Annotated in this window: 19 protein-coding genes and 2 pseudogenes; 9 read left to right on the top strand and 12 right to left on the bottom strand. The window is 56.8% G+C overall.

All coding sequences use genetic code 11. The features are described from left to right. Positions 1-3: 3 nt before the first annotated feature. A complete protein-coding gene (locus ACR0NZ_RS07965; protein ID WP_480518081.1) occupies positions 4-462 on the top strand; it encodes a hypothetical protein in 459 nt (152 codons plus the stop codon). Positions 463-580: 118 nt separating this feature from the next. Here the strand turns inward: ACR0NZ_RS07965 and ACR0NZ_RS07960 are convergent, their stop codons facing one another. The 3 genes from ACR0NZ_RS07960 to ACR0NZ_RS07950 form a co-directional block, all read right to left on the bottom strand. Further along, positions 581-1,255 carry an SOS response-associated peptidase gene (locus tag ACR0NZ_RS07960; protein WP_480518079.1) on the bottom strand — a complete coding sequence of 225 codons (675 nt, stop codon included), beginning with the start codon at positions 1,253-1,255 and terminating at the stop codon, positions 581-583. Positions 1,256-1,843: 588 nt separating this feature from the next. Beyond that, a protein-coding gene (locus ACR0NZ_RS07955) for an IS5 family transposase (RefSeq protein WP_480518077.1) occupies positions 1,844-2,601 on the bottom strand; the annotation gives its coding sequence in 2 pieces (ribosomal slippage) (positions 1,844-2,265 and positions 2,265-2,601; 759 coding nt in all). 397 nt (positions 2,602-2,998) lie between these two features. After that, positions 2,999-3,883 (bottom strand): LysR substrate-binding domain-containing protein, encoded by an 885-nt coding sequence (locus ACR0NZ_RS07950; RefSeq protein ID WP_480508144.1) that lies wholly within the window; start codon positions 3,881-3,883, stop codon positions 2,999-3,001. Between the two features lie 108 nt (positions 3,884-3,991). On the opposite strand from ACR0NZ_RS07950, the gene ACR0NZ_RS07945 reads away from it, so the two are divergent. From ACR0NZ_RS07945 to ACR0NZ_RS07930, 4 genes and pseudogenes are all read left to right on the top strand, one after another. Then, on the top strand, positions 3,992-5,602 hold the full coding sequence (locus tag ACR0NZ_RS07945) for a GMC family oxidoreductase (protein ID WP_480518075.1): 1,611 nt from the start codon (positions 3,992-3,994) through the stop codon (positions 5,600-5,602). Next, on the top strand, positions 5,599-6,771 hold the full coding sequence (locus ACR0NZ_RS07940) for a mandelate racemase/muconate lactonizing enzyme family protein (protein WP_480518073.1): 1,173 nt from the start codon (positions 5,599-5,601) through the stop codon (positions 6,769-6,771). Before ACR0NZ_RS07945 ends, ACR0NZ_RS07940 begins: the two co-directional genes overlap by 4 nt. Continuing rightward, on the top strand, positions 6,768-8,255 hold the full coding sequence (locus ACR0NZ_RS07935; protein ID WP_480508150.1) for an aldehyde dehydrogenase family protein: 1,488 nt from the start codon (positions 6,768-6,770) through the stop codon (positions 8,253-8,255). The genes ACR0NZ_RS07940 and ACR0NZ_RS07935 overlap by 4 nt, the downstream gene beginning before the upstream one ends. A 651-nt stretch (positions 8,256-8,906) precedes the next feature. Continuing rightward, a pseudogene (locus tag ACR0NZ_RS07930) lies at positions 8,907-8,993 on the top strand (IS5/IS1182 family transposase); the annotation flags it as partial. A gap of 488 nt (positions 8,994-9,481) precedes the next feature. Here the strand turns inward: ACR0NZ_RS07930 and ACR0NZ_RS07925 are convergent. The 6 genes from ACR0NZ_RS07925 to ACR0NZ_RS07900 all read right to left on the bottom strand — a co-directional run bounded on the left by ACR0NZ_RS07925 (position 9,482) and on the right by ACR0NZ_RS07900 (position 13,751). Then, positions 9,482-10,153 carry a hypothetical protein gene (locus ACR0NZ_RS07925; RefSeq protein WP_480518071.1) on the bottom strand — a complete coding sequence of 224 codons (672 nt, stop codon included), beginning with the start codon at positions 10,151-10,153 and terminating at the stop codon, positions 9,482-9,484. 145 nt (positions 10,154-10,298) lie between these two features. Then, positions 10,299-10,826, bottom strand: a complete 528-nt coding sequence (locus tag ACR0NZ_RS07920; RefSeq protein ID WP_480518069.1) for a GntR family transcriptional regulator — start codon at positions 10,824-10,826, stop codon at positions 10,299-10,301. A gap of 327 nt (positions 10,827-11,153) precedes the next feature. Further along, positions 11,154-11,525 carry a hypothetical protein gene (locus ACR0NZ_RS07915; protein WP_480518067.1) on the bottom strand — a complete coding sequence of 124 codons (372 nt, stop codon included), beginning with the start codon at positions 11,523-11,525 and terminating at the stop codon, positions 11,154-11,156. A gap of 104 nt (positions 11,526-11,629) precedes the next feature. Then, positions 11,630-11,803, bottom strand: coding sequence for a helix-turn-helix transcriptional regulator (locus tag ACR0NZ_RS07910; RefSeq protein ID WP_480518065.1), 174 nt, complete (start codon positions 11,801-11,803; stop codon positions 11,630-11,632). Positions 11,804-11,860: 57 nt separating this feature from the next. Continuing rightward, a complete protein-coding gene (locus ACR0NZ_RS07905) occupies positions 11,861-12,565 on the bottom strand; it encodes a hypothetical protein (RefSeq protein ID WP_480518063.1) in 705 nt (234 codons plus the stop codon). 19 nt (positions 12,566-12,584) lie between these two features. Further along, positions 12,585-13,751: a tyrosine-type recombinase/integrase gene (locus tag ACR0NZ_RS07900; RefSeq protein ID WP_480518061.1), complete on the bottom strand. Its 1,167-nt coding sequence runs from the start codon at positions 13,749-13,751 to the stop codon at positions 12,585-12,587. 585 nt (positions 13,752-14,336) lie between these two features. On the opposite strand from ACR0NZ_RS07900, the pseudogene tnpA reads away from it, so the two are divergent. Further along, positions 14,337-14,729, top strand: a pseudogene (gene tnpA / locus ACR0NZ_RS07895) (IS200/IS605 family transposase). Between the two features lie 33 nt (positions 14,730-14,762). On the opposite strand, the gene pncB reads toward tnpA, so the two are convergent. Beyond that, a complete protein-coding gene (gene pncB, locus ACR0NZ_RS07890) occupies positions 14,763-16,055 on the bottom strand; it encodes a nicotinate phosphoribosyltransferase (RefSeq protein ID WP_480518059.1) in 1,293 nt (430 codons plus the stop codon). Positions 16,056-16,219: 164 nt separating this feature from the next. Between pncB and ACR0NZ_RS07885 the strand changes: the two genes are divergently transcribed. Then, positions 16,220-16,753, top strand: coding sequence for a hypothetical protein (locus ACR0NZ_RS07885; protein WP_480518057.1), 534 nt, complete (start codon positions 16,220-16,222; stop codon positions 16,751-16,753). Here the strand turns inward: ACR0NZ_RS07885 and pncA are convergent. After that, a complete protein-coding gene (pncA, locus tag ACR0NZ_RS07880) occupies positions 16,750-17,343 on the bottom strand; it encodes a bifunctional nicotinamidase/pyrazinamidase (protein ID WP_480518055.1) in 594 nt (197 codons plus the stop codon). The two genes, ACR0NZ_RS07885 and pncA, sit on opposite strands and share 4 nt — an antisense overlap. Before the next feature lie 97 nt (positions 17,344-17,440). Between pncA and trhO the strand changes: the two genes are divergently transcribed. After that, the gene (gene trhO, locus ACR0NZ_RS07875) at positions 17,441-18,346 is read left to right on the top strand and encodes an oxygen-dependent tRNA uridine(34) hydroxylase TrhO (protein ID WP_480518053.1); all 906 of its coding nucleotides are present in this window, start codon (positions 17,441-17,443) and stop codon (positions 18,344-18,346) included. Positions 18,347-18,411: 65 nt separating this feature from the next. Then, positions 18,412-18,924 carry a potassium channel family protein gene (locus ACR0NZ_RS07870; protein WP_209505145.1) on the top strand — a complete coding sequence of 171 codons (513 nt, stop codon included), beginning with the start codon at positions 18,412-18,414 and terminating at the stop codon, positions 18,922-18,924. Between the two features lie 3 nt (positions 18,925-18,927). Here the strand turns inward: ACR0NZ_RS07870 and ACR0NZ_RS07865 are convergent, their stop codons facing one another. Next, positions 18,928-19,257: a hypothetical protein gene (locus ACR0NZ_RS07865; protein WP_480518051.1), complete on the bottom strand. Its 330-nt coding sequence runs from the start codon at positions 19,255-19,257 to the stop codon at positions 18,928-18,930. Positions 19,258-19,414 lie beyond the last annotated feature (157 nt).

The following is a 19,414-nucleotide window of genomic DNA, read 5'->3' as shown; positions in this document are numbered from 1 at the left end:
TTCATGCGCTACGTTATATTAGAATTTGCGGTCGCATTTGTTCTATCAATAGGTTTAGCGTTGATGGCCAGCGCGGAGGGTAGGTTTCTGGACGGTTGTTTCGCTGTCGAAGGAAATGAGAAGCAATTCAGAAAGATGACTGTGAAATGGGTCGCAAACCGGCAAGGAGAAACAATCATCGTATACGCGACAATGAACTTTGAGGGCAAAGCGGCAGTCTGTGGCATGTATATGAATAAAGGGTTTGTACCTCAGTCAGACCTGAAACTTTCACTTTCAACAGCTGAAATTAAGGTGGGCGGACAGACTATGATGAGGAATTTGTCCTACTTCAAAGACGCGTGTAATGGCGGTGGATGTAAACTATGCGCACCCTGTTTCATGACCTCGCTGGACTGGAATTCGGCTTATTCGCGGGCAAAACTCAGTTTTTCCTCAACTGACAACTTCGAAATCAAATAGCCATTTTTTTTGTCTTGATTATTTGGTCACCGAGCACCTAGGAGCGGCGTTGAATTGTCGAACCAATGACGACTTTGGGCTCAAAGCGGACGAATGAAAAGCTCAAAGGATAGAGCATTCAGGTCAACGGATCTGACTTCTCACTCTCGCCGCTGCGAACGATTTGCAAATCGTCTGCATTGTAGGGCCGAAGTAGGTCTAAGGCCTCTTCAGGGTTTCCCGACATCCATTGCTCATAGTCGTCCGGCTGCAGGATCACCGGCATTCTTTGCGGGTGTATTGGTTTTACAATTTCATTCGCTGTCGTGGTGATAACGGTGTAAGTCGCTGCTTCTTCCGGCCCGTCCTTGCCCTGGTAGCGCGACGTCTGCCACATTCCGGCAAACGCAAAAGGCGGGCGGTCTTCCTCACCCTTGAGGGCAAACCAGTAATAGGTTGCAGGGCTGCGTCCCTTGGCTTCACAGAACGAACTGGCAGGAACCAAACAGCGCCTTTCCTCGAAACTGCCACGCCAAAGCCCGCTTGAGCGCACCTTGTCATCTCGCGCGTTGTTCCAAGCTTCAGGTTGGATAATTGCCCCTGTCTTCTTCGATTTCTTCGTGGTTCGAAATCCCCAACTAAGCTGCACGAGTTCCCGCTTTCCATCCTCGGCCAGCCTGACCACCGGGGCCATGTGCTTTGGATAAATTGCGGGCAGCGGTTCAGCATTCCCGAGACGGTTCTGTTCAACTGCTAAATCAAACAGCTGGCGCATTGCTTCTGCGGGAATGGTGTTTGAGTACAGGTTGCACATAAGACAACGGTAGGCTTCTTAAACCGTTTGGACAAGCTCCAGAAGTTCGCTATCTGTTCCGCATGTCTGACTGGCCTTATCGAATCCCCTTTGACCTTTACAAAGAACTTGAATCCCGGCGAGTTGATGATTGGCAGGCGGCGATCCGCGCTTGGGCCAAATCCCATGGCCTAAGGATCAAGCTGCACTGGTGGCCTTACCTTGAACAACAGATAGCCGATTTACATTCACGGCGGTACACAGCTGGGTCACAGGACCACTGGGCAGCAATACGTGACTGGCTGGTTCGGAATGACGTGCCTGTTCCAAACAATCTGCCGGGGTGGCCAGAACAAGAATAAGGGCTGGCTGAGGGGGTCGAGGCCAGCCCCTATCTTCGTCACGAGGGGGTAAGTGGTTATTCTGACCCCAATCTACCCAACTCAAGCAAAGCCCGAAATTGGGGGATTCCCGTAACATTGCAAACTTCATCGAAAAAGTCTGTTTCCAAACGGCGAACAGTGAGTTTCAAAACGAGTCGTAGACACAATTTCGCCACAATGCGATCCTCTGTCGGTGGGTGGCGCGTGTTGATTTTAGGCTCTGGACTCATAACCAAAACAATACGGTTGCCGCGAGCGCAATGGCCGACATGAAGATTACAGGGCATCTGTCATAATGGGTCGCGACCCTACGCCAGTCTTTAAGCCGCCCAAACATGTTCTCAATCTTGTGGCGGATTCGATAAATCTTTGTGTCATGTGGGATGATGTCCTTGCGGTTCCGGCGCGATGGTATGCAGGGTTTGATGCTTCTTTCTTTCAAGCTTTCGCGGAACCAGTCGGCGTCATATCCGCGATCCGCCAACATCCATTCCGCAGCAGGTAGTGAGGGTAAAAGTGCCCGTGCTCCGATGTAGTCGCTGACGTTTCCCGCCGTCATGAATAGCCGAATTGGACGACCCACCGCATCGGTTACGGCATGGAGTTTTGAGTTCAGCCCACCCTTGGTGCGGCCAATCAGGCGGCCGCGCCCCCTTTTTTGAGCCCCATGCTGGACGCTGTTCTATGGGTCTTCAGATGCGTCGCATCAATCATTAGCGTGCCTGTTTCATCGCCTTGAGCGGCTAATTCGGTCAGGATACGTGCAAAGACGCCCATGTGGGACCATCGAGCCCATCGGTTGTAAAGTGTCTTGTGTGGCCCATAATCGGACGGAGCGTCTCGCCAGCGCAATCCATTGCGAATGACATGGATGATGCCGCTGAGAACGCGGCGATCATCGACACGCGCAACACCGCGTGGCTTTGGGAACATATGCTTGATGCGGTTGAGACGCTCTTGGTCGAGCCAGAACAGATGCGACATGGACAATCCTCCTGTCGACCTTGAATCACGATGCCTCAGGGAATGGAATCGACCATCGCAAAGGCGGCTCCGCGCGGCATTGCGGTCATCCGACAAAAACACTCGGATGACGGCACTGAGCCCAAGTTTCGAATGTTGCGCCAGGCACGAGCGGCAGAGTAGAGCATAAAGCGTCATTTGAAACCCACCCCTTCGTCAGATCCAGCTTTGACTTTGGCAGCGCCGCTGCGATGAACAGCTGCCGTTAGTAGTGGGAGCAGCATGAACTTTGTATCGTATGCCCAGGGACCGGGCGTAGTGAGCAGTCGCCGTTTTCAATTCGGCACTTTGGATGCGTGCAATCAGACGTGAAATGGCAAACGATTGCGTCCTGCGCAGCAAAGCACTTTGAATTTAGTCACACTTGGCGCATCGGAGAAGACTGCTCGACAATCCAATCCAGAAACATTTGACACCCGTAGCTGACGGGACCCTCCGGGCAGGTGACATAGATCGCCTGGTCTGTGTGTTTTTCGAGGGGCAAAGAGCGCACCAGACGCCCGTCTTGCAGATAGGGAATTGCGAAAAGCTCTGACACCAGCGCATGTCCCATCCCATTTGCGGCAAGTTCCAGGGCTGCAATGCTCTGATCCACATTGAGCGCCGGGATATGTCCGGGGGGCGCTAGGTTCTCCTGACGGAAAAATTGGTGCCAATTGTCGGCCACACCGATGATCTCGATCAAAGGAGAGTCTCGCAACGCCTCAAGCGTTTCGCTACTTGGCTGCAGGCTTGGGTGGCAGACTGGAACTACGGGCGGACGACCTAGCAGCGTTGCGCGCTGCCCTGGCCAATCCCCGTTCCCGAATCGAATTTCGATATCAAGTTGGCTTGATTGGATCGCGCTAGCCCAAGTACCCATATGCAATTGCATATTGACCTCCGGATATCGCACCCGGAAATCAGGCAACTGCTTTAAAAGCCAGAGCTGCGCGAAGGTCGGCAGGCAACGGATCCTCAACGGGCGCATGTGCCTAGTGCCGAAAACATCCCGCGTACCCAGCCGAAGAGTTTCGAAAGCTTTGATGACCCAGGGCAGATAAAGCTCCCCCATTGTGGTCAGCTCCATGGGCCGTTTTTTGCGGGAAAACAACTGATAGCCCAAATGCTCTTCGAGCGACCGCACCTGATGGCTGACAGCAGCCGGCGTAAGCCCGAGTTCCTCACCGGCGCTGGAGAAATTACCGTTTCGCGAGGCAGCCTCAAAAGCGCGCAACCAGGGCAAGGGAGGCATGTCGTTCATGAGCAGCGTCTACATTGCAAACTTTTCCACATCTATAACAAATAATTATTTGTTTATAGAATGCCAGCGCCTCATGCCAAAACACTCCGACAGACTGCAGAGGGCGGCATGGAAAACTTCGACTACATCATAGTGGGGGCGGGTTCTGCGGGCTGCGTTCTTGCAGAGCGGCTGAGCGCTTCCGGGCGACACAAGGTGCTGGTGCTGGAGGCCGGCGGGCGAGGCTGGTCGCCCTGGATTGCGCTGCCGCTTGGCTACGGCAAGACCTTCTTCGACCCGAAGGTAAACTGGAAATACCAGACCGAGCCTGAAGAAGCCCTGGCGGGACGCTCGGGCTACTGGCCGCGCGGCAAGGTGGTGGGCGGGTCGGCCGCGATAAACGCTCTGGTCTATGCGCGCGGGCTACCACGCGACTTCGACGACTGGGCGTCCTCCGGAGCGGACGGATGGAACTGGGAGACTGTGCGGCAGACCTATGAGGCAATGGAGAGCCGCATTGGCACCGATGGCGGGTGCGATGGTGCCGGGCCGCTGCATGTGCAGGATGTCTCGGATCAGATCCACCCGGTGAACCGGCACTTTTTTGCCGCGGCCGAGGAACTGGGGCTGCCGCGCACCGAGGATATCAACGGCCACGCCTGCGAGGGCGCGGCGGCCTACCGGATCAACACCAGCGGCGGCCGCCGGATGCATTCAGCGCGGGCGTTTTTGAAGCCCGCGCTGAAGCGGGCCAACGTCACCCTGATGACCAGGGTGCAGGCCGAGCGGATCATCTTTGAGGGCACGCGGGCCGCTGCCCTGCAGGTGGTGCGTGAGGGCAGGAGGCAAACCCTGCGAGCCGGCCGCGAAATCATCCTGTCGGCCGGTGCCGTGACTTCGCCGCGGCTTCTGCAGCTATCGGGTATCGGTCCGGCGGAGCTGTTAAAATCCCACGGCATCACGCCGCTGCTGGATGCGGCGCATGTGGGCGGCAACCTGCAGGATCATCTGGGCATCAACTATTACTTCCGCGCCACTGAGCCAACGCTGAACAACGTGCTGCGCCCGTTTGCCGGGAAAGTGCGCGCGGCGCTGCAATATGCGCTGACCTGGCGCGGGCCGCTGGCCCTGTCAGTGAACCAGTGCGGCGGCTATTTCCGCTCCGGCCCGGATCAGGTCCACCCTGACCAGCAGCTGTATTTCAACCCGGTCACATATACCACCACGCCGAACGGCACGCGCACGGTGGTGCAACCCGACCCGTTTCCAGGCTTCATCATCGGCTTTCAGCCGGCCCGCCCCACCAGCTGCGGCCGTATCGACATTAGCGCTGCCGACCCAGCGGCTCCGCCCCGGATCCGCCCCAATTCGCTGGCTACCGAAGAGGATCGCGCACAGGTCGTGGCGGGCGGCCGCCTGTGCCAGCGGCTGATCAATACTGCGGCACTGGACGGGCTTGTGGACTCGGCGATGGATCCGGATCTGCGTCGCATGGACGACGACCGGATCCTGGCCGATTTCCGCGAACGCTGCGGCACCGTCTTTCACCCGGTCGGCACCTGCCGCATGGGGCGGGGCACGCAGGACTCGGTGGTCAGTCCGAGGCTGAAGGTGCATGGTGTGCAAGGGCTGCGCGTCGTCGATGCCTCGGTTTTCCCCAACCTGACCTCGGGCAACACCAATGCCCCGACCATGATGCTGGCGCACCGCGCCGCTGATCTCATTCTGGAGGACGCATGAGCACGCCTTATTCCATGTCCGGCGCGGTGCCGGTTGCTAACGCCCGCGGCAGGGACGACACCGGGCCGCGGATCCGCCGGATCGAGACCTTCTGCACGCCGCTGGTCGGCTTCGTGCGGGTCACCGCAGAGGACGGCAGCACGGGCTGGGGGCAGGTGTCCACCTACAGCAGCGACCTGACCTGCGAGATCCTGCACCGCCAGGTGGCGCCCTGGGCACTGGGGCGCGGCATGAGCGCGCTGGAGGATGTGATCGCTGAGATCCCACTGCGCGAGCACAAGTTCCCCGGCACCTATCTGCGCCGGGCCATGGCAGGTCTGGATACTGCGGTCTGGGACTGGCGCGGTAAGGCTGCGAAAAAGCCCGTGGCCGAGCTTCTGGGCGGCTCGGCAGGGCCGCTGCGGGCCTATGCCTCCTCCATGCGGCGTGACATCACGCCCGGGGACGAGGCGGCGCGCATGCAATGCCTGCGCGATGACTACGGCTTTGACGCCTTCAAGGTGCGTGTCGGTGCCGAATGCGGCCAAGACCAGGACGAATGGGACGGCCGCACCGAGGCAATCATCCCCGCCATCCGCAAAGCCATGGGGCCGGATGCGGCGCTGCTGGTGGATGGCAACTCGGGCTTTGGTCCCGCCCGCGCGATCGAGGTCGGGCGGATGCTGGAGGCCAACGGCTACGAGCACTTCGAGGAGCCCTGTCCCTATTGGGAGCTAGAACAGACCGCCGAGGTCACCGGCAAGCTGTCCATCGACGTGGCCGGCGGCGAGCAGGACTGGGATCTGCAACAGTGGAAGCGGATCGTCGCGATGCGCGCGGTGGATATCATCCAGCCCGATATTCTGTATCTGGGCGGCATGGTGCGCAGCATGGAGGTGGCCCGCATGGGCCATGCCGCCGGGCTGCCCTGCACCCCGCATGCGGCCAACCTGTCGCTGGTGACGCTGTTCGCCATGCATCTGTTGCGGGCGGTGCCCAATCCGGGCCGCTACCTGGAATTCTCGATCGAGGGCGACGACTACTATCCGTGGCAGCGTGACTTGTTCCTGGATGATCCTTTCACAATCACGGACGGCCAGGCGGTCGTGACCGATGCCCCGGGCTGGGGCGTTGAGATCAACCCCGAGTGGCTGGCCAAATCCACCTACAAATGCAGCGAGCATGCATGATGACCTCCGACCAGATGATTTCCACCTATTTCGAAACCGGCACGCTGCCGGATCTGCCGTGCGATCACTTCATTGATGGCGCGTTCGTTGCCGCCGACAGCGGCAACCGCATGGAAAGCTTTGATGCCGGCACCGGCGAGGCCTTTTCCGATTTCGCCGCTGGCACCGCGGCCGATGTGGACCGTGCCGTGACCAGCGCCGCCAAGGGTTTCGAGGTCTGGCGCAACACACCGCCCGCCCGCCGCTGCGCCATTCTGAACGAGGCGGCGCGTCTGATGCGCGCCGAAGCGGACAGGCTGGCAGTGGTCGAAAGTCTCGACAGCGGCAAGACTCTGGCTGAGGCGAAGGGCGATGTCGCGGGTTCGGCGCGCCTGTTCGAATACTACGCAGGTGCCGCTGACAAGCTGGACGGGCGCAGCGTCAACCTCGGCAACGGCAACGCCGCCTTCACCCTGCGCGAGCCGGTGGGCCTGACCGCCCATATCGTGCCATGGAACTACCCAACATCGACCTTTGTGCGCGGTATTGCGCCGGCTCTGGCGGCGGGATGTTCGGCAGTTGTGAAACCGGCGGAGACCACGCCCTTTACCGCGCTGATGATCGCTGAGCTTCTGGTGCGTGCAGGCGTGCCTGCGGGCGCGGTCAATGTGGTCACCGGCACCGGCACCGAGGCCGGCGCACCGCTGGTTACCGATCCCCGTGTGCGGCATGTGACCTTCACCGGCTCGGTGGCAACCGGTGTCGGGGTAATGCAGAATGTGGCACCCAATGTGACCGGTCTTACCCTGGAACTGGGCGGCAAGTCGCCGCTGATCGCCTTTGCCGACGCTGATGCTGAGGCGGTGGCGGAGGGCGCGCTGTGGGCCATTTTTTCCAACTCCGGGCAGATTTGCTCGGCTGGTTCCCGACTCGTGATCCATCGCGATCTGCACGCCGAGGTGCTGGAGCGGCTGGTCAGAAAAGCACAAGGCCTGCGCTTCGGTCACGGGCTGCGCAATCCTGATATGGGTGCGGTGAACTCAGAACGGCATTTGGCGCAGATTGCGGGCCACGTGGAGCGTGCCCGCGCGCGCGGGGTGGAAATCGCCACCGGTGGCAACATCGCAACTGATCCGGAAACCGGCAAGGGCTGGTTCTTTGAACCGACCATCCTCGACAATCTTTGCGCTAGCGACGATGCGGTGACCCAGGAAATCTTTGGTCCTGTTCTTGCCGTACAAACCTTCGAAAGTGAAGAAGAAGCACTGGCGCTTGCCAATGGTACCGATTTTGCTCTGGCGGCCGGGATCTACACCCGCGACATGTCTATTGCCTTGCGCATGGCGCAGCGGGTGGATGCGGGGCAGGTCACCGTCAACGATTATTGGGCCGGCGGAATCGAACTGCCCTTTGGCGGCAACCGGAAGTCCGGTTTCGGTCGCGAAAAAGGGTTGGAAGGCCTCGACGCCTATACCCGTTCAAAATCTATCACGCTTGCAGTGTGAAGCATTGCAAGACTCGAGAACTCAAAGACGAGGGACATAGAGCTGCATACCGCTCAATAACGGAGTTCGGGATTTGGTTCGGCGATGCCACTCGAACCGGTGCGTGCTTTCGAGAAACTGCGCATACTTTTCAAAGATTTGTTTCTGTGCCTGGAGGTCTTCGAAGCAGCCCGAAGCATTGATGCCTACAAAATTGCCAAGATGGAAGTCCGCTGTTGACGGAGCGAACAGTCAGTCTTGCTCCTACAGCCTCTCTGGAACTGCAGTCGGTTCCAAAGACCGCTTTGGGCTGCCTGCCGTCATTGTACTGGGCGATGGGAGCGACGGCTTTGTCCCGCAACTCGGTCATAGCGGCGATTTCGACGAACGTCCGGTGCTGATGGAAGCTGCCGTTGAAATTGCTACCCGTTTATAGGTCCAGAGCCTAGAGCGTTCCAGTTTTTCCATCTGGATTTGAGGGGGTTGTTGAGTTCGGCGCGCCGCCCCACGAGTTCACCATTAATCCGTTGGAATTTAGATTGCGTTTTTTGAATGTTCGAACGCAACCGCACCTTTCATCTCATGGACGCAATTTGAACAAGTCGCACAGGTAGCAGTGTGGTGCGGCGCGCCTAGATGGGGATTTACGATTTCAATGAGGGGGTACGAGTTCGGCGCGTCGCAACCCGTAATGACCGCTGTCCCAAGGTATTCCTTTCGGTCATCACCCTCGCAGCAACCACCAAATACTGGTTGTGAACCCTGACCCTAAGAATTTGACTTTAGAATCTTCGAAGCGATGGCAATGACATCCTCAGCGGGCGCTGAGCTACTAACTACGGATCGTGCATCGGGTGGAAGGAGCGAACGCAAAGCATCTATCAACGACAAGTTAGTGTCATCCTTCGACAGGATAGCAGCGTCACCAAGGGCGGTGTAGAACTGCGATGCATTTTCGTTTCGTTGACGGCTGAGCCCGTAAGTCGATGGTTCATTCAATCGACCGCTCCAATTCGCGAGCCAATCGTACGTGTTCGTTGATAGCCTTCCTCATTTCTTGCTCCGCACGGCTACGCATACCATGCTTGTATGCTGGATTAGCTTTACCAGGACCATGACCCCCTCTAGCGCCGTGCATCCGGCAAACAGTCCAGCCTTTGACCGCCGGGTTTTTACAGGGAAGACTGCTGCGCTTTGATGTTGCCGTGCATCGAGGGGCTGTGTGTGCCCTTTGCATGGGGTTGGAGTCACTTTTCTCCATTTACCCGCCCCCCATGGTGTACGTCGCCAACAATGGCCTGACCGCCGTCTTTCACCTCAACGCGCTCGACCCGAACCGTTTGGTCTGCCTTCGCGCGATACCGTTTCAGCGTCTCGACCTGGCTTGTGAAAGTGCGGGCCAGTTTGTTGAGAGCGCGTTCGGCTGCGTCCTGCTGCTCGATGGTCTGAACGTGATTCAGTCTTCGCGCCAGCATCATCGTCGCCTGATGGATTGCACCCATCTGGACTGCTAGCATCGTTTCAACATGGTCTTGCGGCTCAATGCCACCAACGACCGACAAAATGAAATCGGAGGCAGTTTCGGAGATGCGGGTATCATGCTCGCCAAGCGTCGCTACCTGCCCAATGATGCCACGATAGAACCTTGGATCCGACGTGCCGAGTTCGAGCATTGTCATGGCCTCAGCCATCAAAGGGTCTTTTCCCTTATATCCAACTATTAAGCGTTGGGTGCGCTCATCAAATGTCAGCTTCAAGTTTGGCGGTCTGACCTTAGCGCAGCTTTTTTCTGCCATCTCCTGAATTGCTGCCTTTTCGGCATCGGTGATGTCCTCCTCAAACGCCTTTAGTGCTTGGTCGACGTCGTTCGATTTTGCAATTTCGTTACTCTGCTTCACGTTGTCTTTTTCATCCGTCATTGCTCATGCCTCGCTTGTTGGATTGTTGGTTCAGAAGGTGTTCGTTTCCCCCAGACCCCCTGGTAGATTAAGGATGTCTCAAAAATTGCGACGTGAGAGCGCTGAAAAAGGCCGTTTACGTCTTCATTTTTGCGACGGCACGTCTTCATTTTTGCGACGTCCTTTCCTTACACGTCTCAAAATTTAAGACGGTCACGTCTTCAAATTTGCGACAGGGTTTTATTTTTGAGCTTTTTCCAGAAGGGTTATGTGCTGCGGCTTTGTGGACGCGAAATTCAATGCCTGGAGCCCACTGCCGGTACAGCATCCGTCCGCCCCTACGACTGCTGTGTGGCATCTCTATTTCTGTAAGCTCGTAGAGGGCTGAGCGAGCTTCGCCGCCAAGGCCAAGCTGGGCTGGCTTTGTGACAACCAAAAAGCCTTTGGCCTGCAAGTCGTGGAATGCACGAGCAGCAGTGTTCAGAGCCACACCAAGCGCTTCTGCGGCCTGCCTGACGCTGAATTGGATCTTTCCGTTGTTGTTGGCCTGCGGGCCTCGCCATTCAAGCTTGAGCCAAGGGTACAACGCCTGTGCTACAGGGGAGAGGGCCCGCCAAGCGGGCTCCTCCATCATGTTTCGCACGAGCTTTGTCCAATGCTCGACGCGTTGCTCGTTTTTCTTATCGCGCCCCATTACCCCACCTGTTCCCTGTTGGCGACGTTCAACAGAGCCCTCAAAACTTCAGGCAGTAGGGACCCTTCAAACAAAACGCCTCTATTGGTGCGGCGTAACCCAGTCTTAGTTTTTGACCAGATGCGGAATTCTACAACGTCGCACCCCGGATGGGGTTTTGCGTCCACAGGCTCGCGGGAGATGCGGATTTCCTCCCGCTCATTGCATTTAATAACAACCATCATGACCGAGCCTCCCGATAATGAAGGCTGGCAATCAGACGTGCAGCGGTTTCGGAAAGGCCGTGTTTGCGGCGCAGGGTGCGGGCTTGGAGCTTGCGCGTTTTCATTAGCGCACCTCTTGACCGCCAATGCGGGTGACTTTGCTGACGAGAAAGCAAATACCGAACTTCTGGCGTCCGGTGTCGGCATCGCCCCGATACATCTTGCATTCGATGTTCACGCCGTCGTCGCGGCGCAGGGGCAGTACCTGGTCCGACAGGCGGCAGTAGCTGGCCGCATAGAGTGGCGACCGCATCAGACCCTCAAGGACTTGGCGCTTGTGCTTGGAGGCATAGATTTCACGCGGCTCCTGACCCGGATCTGTGACCCGGTAGAGTGCCGGAGCCGTTAGGTTCGGAAGGTCTGCCCAGCGATACACGCGCAGCGCGTTGGGTGGTGGAAGTTCGCTTTCAATTGTTCGGGTTTGCTCGAAAATCATCCTGTATTACCTTTCTATTGTTGAAAGGCATCGGGTTTCGGGCTATTCTCGTGCTGCTAACCAAAAGAATTTGCCTCCGCCCGTGCCTCGGGTGGGGGTTTCTTTTAGGCAGCAACCTGTTTCTCGATTGCAGCGTCGATATCGGCCTCATTCCAATAGAGGCGAGAGCCGAATTTGATAGGCTCAGGTAGGCGACCCAGTTCCACATCCCTGTAAACGCTGGATCGGCTGCGACCGCCCAACTTGGCTTGCAGGTCCTGGAAGGAAAGCAGTTTCATAATTGTGCACCGTGTTGTTGCATGGTGCACAAACTCTGCCTTTTCCAACAAAGCTTTTCATGACGGAGGTATTTTTCTAACTCCGACACCAAGCCATGTTCGCGGGAATAGGTCTGCAGCGATAGGATCACGCTCGATAGCAACTTTCATGGCTTCGGCCCAAGCAATAAACTCTTGACGTAGCTCTTTGTTTTCCTGCCCGGTTCCAACACAAAGCTCTTTTATTGAACGATAGCTTCGGTAGTGGCCATTTCTCTCCAGTGCCACGACTACTGCGTCACAAGCAGATTCATGGGTGCGTTGCGCATCGCCCCTCGTCAAATTAAGTTCAAAATTCGCCGCCGTGACTTTTGCCATCGTCAATAGAAACATGTTTTTTAACCAAGTTACGCTGCGACGGGTAGTTTTGGGGCGCTCCAGCAGTCCTGTCATAAACAAGGCGGTAAAAGTTTTGAGCGCTGGCAAAAGCTCCCGCCCTGTCGCTAACTGATGCGATGCAATCTCTTTGCATAAATCGAATGCCGAGGCGTCCCTATCAGAAATATTTAGTAATTTTTCCGCTGATTCATTGTCGCACACAAACGTGCCTTCAGTTGAACCTCTAACTTCAATGTCATCCGGCACCCAGTATATGCCAAGCCGTAACATGTGAATGTTTCTATTCGGTTCCGTGCGCGGCAAAATAAGTTGGCCTTCTTTAACATACTCCTTTGTGAGCACTTCAAGCCAATTGACTGCTTCTTCGAAAGGTTCGTGCATCATTAAGCCCTCACTCATTAATTCAAGTTGCGCCCCTTAGAAACCCTCCCCAGAGCTCTAATAACTTTCGTCTCTGCACTAGAAAATCCGTGCGCTTGTAGGCCCGCTCAACCGACCCACCGACAATATGACCCAAGCATGTCTCCGCGACTTCGAACGGAACGTTCTGCGTTTCTGCAACCCAATCCCGAAACGATGACCGGAAGCCGTGCGGTCGCTCAATCAAACCACGGCGCTTCATAAAAGCACTCATTGTCATGTCGGAAATCACACCACTACGCACGCTTGGGAATAGGAAGCCGTCTCGGGTTAAAGGCTTGGCTTGTTCAATAACCGACAGGGCCTCCGGTGACAGCGGTACACGGAAGTCTGCCGTTGCGTCCCTCCGACCCTTCATAGCATCACCGGGTATCGTCCAGACGTCATCCTCAATCTGATCAAGGTGCAGGTGCCTCAGCGGGTAAGAACGAACGGCAGTCAGTATCAGCAAGCGCAACGCCAACTCAGTGACAGTGCCGCCGTTCAGGCTTTGATAAAAGGCCGGGACATCCTGCCATGGAATCGCCGGAATATTCTTAGCCTTGTGCCGCTGCTTTCCAAGTAACGCCTTGGCTTTGTCGGTAGCTTGCAGATCCACGTCCAACCCAAGAGCCGCTGCATGACGCATCACAATGGACAGACGGTTCATCGCTTTTCGCGCCGTGTCGGCTTTGTCGTGCCAAATCGGGGCCAGCGTGTCGCGGATATCCTTCTGATCCAGCTCGACAACTGGCACCTTTCCGAGCTTGGGCAGCACGTGTAGCTCAAGAGGCGAATACCACCGGCCCGCCTTGCCATCGCCCTTGAGTTCCGCTTTGCGGCTCTCGAAGGCATCAAGGGCAACGTCTTTCAGGAGGTGGAGTTTGCTGGCTTCATCACGCTTCTGTCGCGCGCGTTCTTTGATAGGGTCCGCGCCCATACGAGCCACGGCGCGCCAGTTCTCCGCTTCTTGTCGAACTTCCTTGAGTGACACTTCTGGAAACGACCCAAGACCCATCTCTCGCCGACGTCCATGGACTGTCAAGCGCAGAAACCATTGTGCCCCACCGTCTTCACGTCGGAGGAACCACAGCCCGCCTCCGTCAGAGTACTTTCCGGGTGCGAAAGCCTTCAGGGATGCTGCGCTGAGTTTGTTCAACGTACGTGACAATCATCCACCTCTCTATCCACCCTCCATATATAGTATACTGTGGGGCATAGTGGAACACGTTGATACAGGTAAGTCACTGAAAATAAGACGACCGAGGAAATTATGGTATGCCGTGAAACGTCATGGAACAGGTATTAGATGCCCTTCAGCGGCACCAGTTTTCCGAAGATTAAAATCCCATGTACAGATAGATACTCGGTTCAGTTCGAGGAAACGCTCCTTGGTCTGAAGTGCGGCCTCAAAGCAGGTAACCGCAAGCGGCAATTTTGCGCTCAAAACCAGGCATTGAAGACTTTGATGGGCGGTTCACGTGTTACACTTCTCGAAAGCTTGTTGATGGTATCCGCTGAGTGATAATCATCAATGTGAGATTGCGCAGCTGCGAATTATGAACCAACTGTTTGGTATCCACGCATTGGAGTAAACCCTCCGACCTCCAGTCGGACCTGCTTCAGCGCGGAGAATCGTGTTATGGCTTCACCCTCTGGAAAATGAGCCGCAGCCGGTTCGAAGGCTCATTTTCCAGAGGGTAAGGTCATGTAGTATGACACTGGCAAGCACTGTGTTTTCTATCACCGCTACCATATCGTCTGGTCGACCAAGTATCGCTACTAGGTGCTGACCGGTGCGGTGCGCTTGCGGGTGCGCGCCATCATCCGTTGGGTCTGCCACGAGAACGAGGTCGACATCTTGCGCGGGGTGTTGTCGAGCAATCCCGTGCATTTGTTCGTGTCGGTGCCGCCGAAGATTGCCATCTCGGGTCCGGTGCGCAAGATGAAGGGCCGTTCGTCTCACAAGGTGCAACGAGAACTTCCCGCGCTGCGCAGCCCTTACTGGGGTCGCCGGTTCTGGGGCAGGAGGTATTTCTCAACCACCAACGGCGCCATCGCCGAAGATATCGTGCTGCAATACCTCGAAGACCATATCGCCGATCCTACCGACGCCAGTCGGTGGTCGTTCAGTCCTGACATCATATGAATTGAGGGTAAGTGTTTGGTATTATGCCTTAGCTCAGACAATCACTTTGATCGCTTCCTGTGCGCCCACGCCGAACACCCGTTTGTATCGCTCGATCTGATCCGCGGGGCCCATTGCCTTTTCCGGATTGTCCGACAGCTTTACCGTCGGGCGTCCGTTGGCGGATACGGCTTTGCAGACCAGTGAGAACGGTGCCAGCGCGTCATGAGGGACCAGTCCGCGGAAATCGTTGGTCAGCAAGGTACCCCAACCGAAAGATACTTTGGTGCGGTCCGCAAACTGTGCATGCAATTCCTGAATACTGCCTACGTCCAACCCGTCCGAGAAAATGATCCGTTTTTGGGTCGGGTCCTCTCCGCGCGCTTTCCACCAGTCGATGGCCACCTCGGCGGCGGTAGCCGGGTCGCCGCTGTCGATGCGAATACCGGTCCAGCCCGCCAGCCAGTCGGGCGCGTTGTCCAGAAAGCCCTTGGTGCCGTAGGTATCGGGCAGGATGATGCGCAGATTGCCGTCATGTTCGTCGTGCCAATCGCTGAGAACGTCATAAGGGGCCTGCGCCAGTTCGGCATCGGTGTCGGCCAACGCGGAATAGACCATCGGCAGCTCATGCGCGTTGGTGCCGATGGCCTCAACCTCACGCCGCATCGCGATCAGGCAGTTCGACGTCCCGGTAAACGCGGGGCCGAGCCCTTCTATCATCGCCTGCACACACCAGTCCTGCCACAGGAAGGAATGCCGTCGCCGCGTGCCAAAATCCGCGATGCCCAAACCGTTGATCGTACTCAGCTTCTCGATCTTTTCCCACACACGGGTCATCGCGCGGGCATAAAGCACCTGTAGCGCAAACCGGCGCATGTCGTTTAGCACCGCGCGCGACCGCAATTCCATCAATACCGCCAGCGCCGGAATTTCCCACAACATGACCTCGTGCCATTTGCCTTCGAAGGTCAGTTCGTACTGATCGCCTTTGCATTCAAGGTGGTAAGGCGGCAGGCGCATATTCTCGAACCATTCCATGAAATCGGAACGGAACATCTGGCGCTTTCCATAGAACATGTTGCCCCGCAGCCAGGTGCTTTCCCCCCGGCTGAGACTAAGCGAGCGGATATGATCCAGCTGTTCCCGCAACTCGCCTTCATCAATCAAACGGGCCAAAGGCACGTGATTCGACCGGTTGATCAGGGAAAACACCACGTTTGTTTGGGGCTTGTTTCGAAACACTGACTGGCACATCAGCAGTTTGTAGAAGTCTGTGTCGATTAAAGACCGGACAATCGGGTCAATCTTCCATTTATGATTGTAGACACGGGTCGCGATGTCGACCATGGGGAACTCCTGCGATTTCCGTAGTTAGATCAATCGATTTCGGGAATGGCAAGAGTCGCTGATTTGGTGACAATGCCAGCATGACGTCACATTACGGGCTTATTGTGCAGTGTCTTCGCCGGTTAGTGAGAAAAGGGGATGGTAAGACGAAACTGAGTTTGTGAATGGGTCTCGAGTACGATTTTGACATTGTTAATGTAGCACTGAACGATTTCGACCCCGAAAAGCTGGGGTCAGCCTCTGATGTGGAACGCCAGGTGTGTGCGGTGTTTCGCGACATCAGAACAGCCGATGCGCTACGGGGAACATCGCCGAAAATCCGCAAGATTTTCCTGGATGCGGGGTTCAGCCTCGAGTCGCGGAACAGCGGCATCGTGCCCGGTGTGTTTCCGGCCGAAGATCAGGTGGACCGGGTCAGGATTCTGCGTTCTCTGTTTGAGAACATAAAATCGCGCGGCGTTCAGGGGGAGTATTGCGGCGAGTTCAACCTGTGGGACTTTCTGCATTACATACGGATGGCACAGCCCATGGCCGGGATCGTGCGTACGCGTCAGGTGCGCAAACCGCCGCCACCGCCACAGCAGCCCGTTTCGGCACGTCGGCGTTCTATTTCGGGGCGTATCGGGCTGGCGTTCGGGCTGGCCGTTATTCTGTTTGTGACGATCAAGCTGCTGGCCGCTGCCGGGGCGACACCTTAGGCCAGCGTAACACCGGCATCGCGCATGGCCTGTTGTGCGGCAGCCAGCGATCCGTCCATGTCAATCGCGCGGCAGGCATCCATACGGACTGTGACATCAAATCCCAACCGGGCAGCGTCTACAGCCGAATAGTGAACGCAGAAATCGGTCGCCAATCCAACCAGTGTCAAACGGGTGATGCCTCGGGTTTCAAGATAGCCTTTCAGGCCTGTTGGCGTCTGATGGTCGTTTTCGAAAAACGCCGAGTAGCTGTCGATGCCACTGCGAAACCCCTTGCGCAGGATCAAATCGCCATCGGTGCGCAACTCGGGGTGAAACGCGGCACCTTTTGAGCCCTGAACGCAATGGTCCGGCCACAGCACCTGCGGGCCATAGGGCATGTCGATCAACTCCAACGGGCTTTTGCCATTGTGCGAGCTGGCGAACGAAGAATGCCCCGCCGGATGCCAGTCCTGCGTCAGGATCACGGCGTCAAACTCCTCCATCATGGCGTTGATCGGCGCGACGATTTCATCTCCTCCGGCCACTGCCAAGGCACCGCCGGGGCAAAAGTCGTTCTGGACATCAATGACAAGCAGGGCATGGGTCATGGCGGCCTCCGTATAACTGCCTTATCGGTAGGGGGCTGGGCGCGGGGCGTCAATGCAATCCCTTGCGACTCCGGGTTTGCGAGGGTAGATCGCGCATATGTACACGATCGCTGCCCTCTATCACTTTACCCGATTCCCGGACCCTGTCGCGCTGCGCGAACCGTTGCTTGATCTGTGCCGCGCGCAGTCCGTCACGGGAACGCTGTTGCTGGCGCAAGAAGGCATCAATGGCACCATCGCAGGCCCACGCGCCGGGATCGATGCGGTTCTTGCGCATATCCGGGCTCTGCCCGGTTGCTCGGATCTGGAGTGGAAAGAGGCGTCCTCGGACCATCCGCCTTTCGGCAAGATGAAAGTGCGGCTGAAGAAAGAGATTGTGACCATGGGTCAGCCGGATGTCGATCCGCGCGCCCGTGTCGGCAACTATGTCGATCCGCAGGACTGGAACGATCTGATCCGTTCGGACGATGTCGTGGTGATCGACACCCGCAATGACTACGAAGTGGCGATCGGCACGTTTGAAGGCGCAATAGACCCTGAAACAGCCAGTTTCCGCGAATTTCCGGCCTGGTGGGAGGCGAACAAAGATCGCTTTCACAACAAGCGCGTTGCCATGTTCTGCACCGGCGGTATCCGGTGCGAGAAGTCCACCAATTACCTGCTGGGGCAGGGGGTCGAGGATGTCTATCACCTCAAAGGTGGTATCCTGCGCTATCTTGAAGAGATGCCATTCGAAGACAGCTCGTGGCAGGGTGACTGCTTTGTGTTCGACAACCGCGTCTCGGTTGGCCACGGCCTTGTTGAAGGGCCGCACAAGCTGTGCCATGGCTGCCGTCGCCCGATCCTGCCCGAGGATATGAAACGCCCCGAATATGAACATGGCGTGTCCTGTCACCAATGCATCGACCAGACCTCCGAGGCTGACAAGATGCGCTTTCGTGAACGGCAAAAGCAGATAGTGCTTGCGCGCAAGCGGGGCGAGCCGCATTTGCGGCAGGACTGAAAGCGGGTTGCAGGCCCTTGCTTTAGGTCGGATGATCACCGTCAGACTAGGCTGAGAGGGCGTTCATGCACCGCAAACCCACAACTCTGGAAGAATGGAAATCGACCCTGATTGCTGCATTGGGGCTGGTTCTGACAAGTTTTCTTGCCTGGTTCGGGCTATCGCGTCTTAACGAAACCGCTGCGGGTGACATGATCGGAACAATCGCGTCGGTTGGCCTGCTGATCTGGCTGGTGTCGCAATCCTGGTATTACATGACCCAGGTTACATCGCCGCGACGGCTTTTGTTCCTGATGGGTGTGTCATTCATCCAGGTCGTCCCGTTCCTGTTCGCCGCCGTCTACGGAGCTTTTGGGTACAACGATAATTGTGTGGTCGGGGCGCAGGGTCCGGGGGATGTCCTGTATTTCTCATATGTCACCTTCACCACGGTCGGGTATGGCGACATGTCCCCGACCGGCCTGTGCCGCGGGCTTGCCGTGTCCGAGGCTGTGACCGGTTACATTCTGCTGGGAATGTTTGTTGCGGCTGCGGTTGCGCTATATACCCGCAATCATGCGCCAGAAGACCCTAAATAAGGGTTATCTGTTGTGGTCAATCCAGCGGGACATCATTTTCTTGTCTCGAAAACACTCGGACGGGATCGGGCGACGCTTGCTGCGTGAAATCCGTTCAGCGAACGCCACCTGCTTGCCCGTCGGGTAATTGTCGAATTGCGAGGTGCCACATGATTTGTGGGCCGAAATCCAGTCGGACAACAATCGCCTGTCACGTTGAACTTCGACCGGGATCTCAAGCGCTGATTTCTCGGCAATGGCGCGCGCATATCGCATCTGCCGGTCTGTTACCGGAAGCAGGTGGTAGTCATTGTTTGGCCCGTTCAGGGCCGCGTGGCGCATGTGCTGGGTCATCGGTTTGTCCTCTGACTGTGTGGAACATATATAGAACATTAACCAAAGAATTTCAAGATTTGTGCGCGGTGGCAGGCGTGACCTTGCCGCTTGGATGATTTTATTGACTGGCCAGTCAATAACCATTAGGGCCGATTCAAAATGACCAAATGCCCCG

The organism is Ruegeria sp. AE3 (genome assembly GCF_056542225.1).
This window is presented reverse-complemented; position numbering and strand designations above follow the sequence as displayed.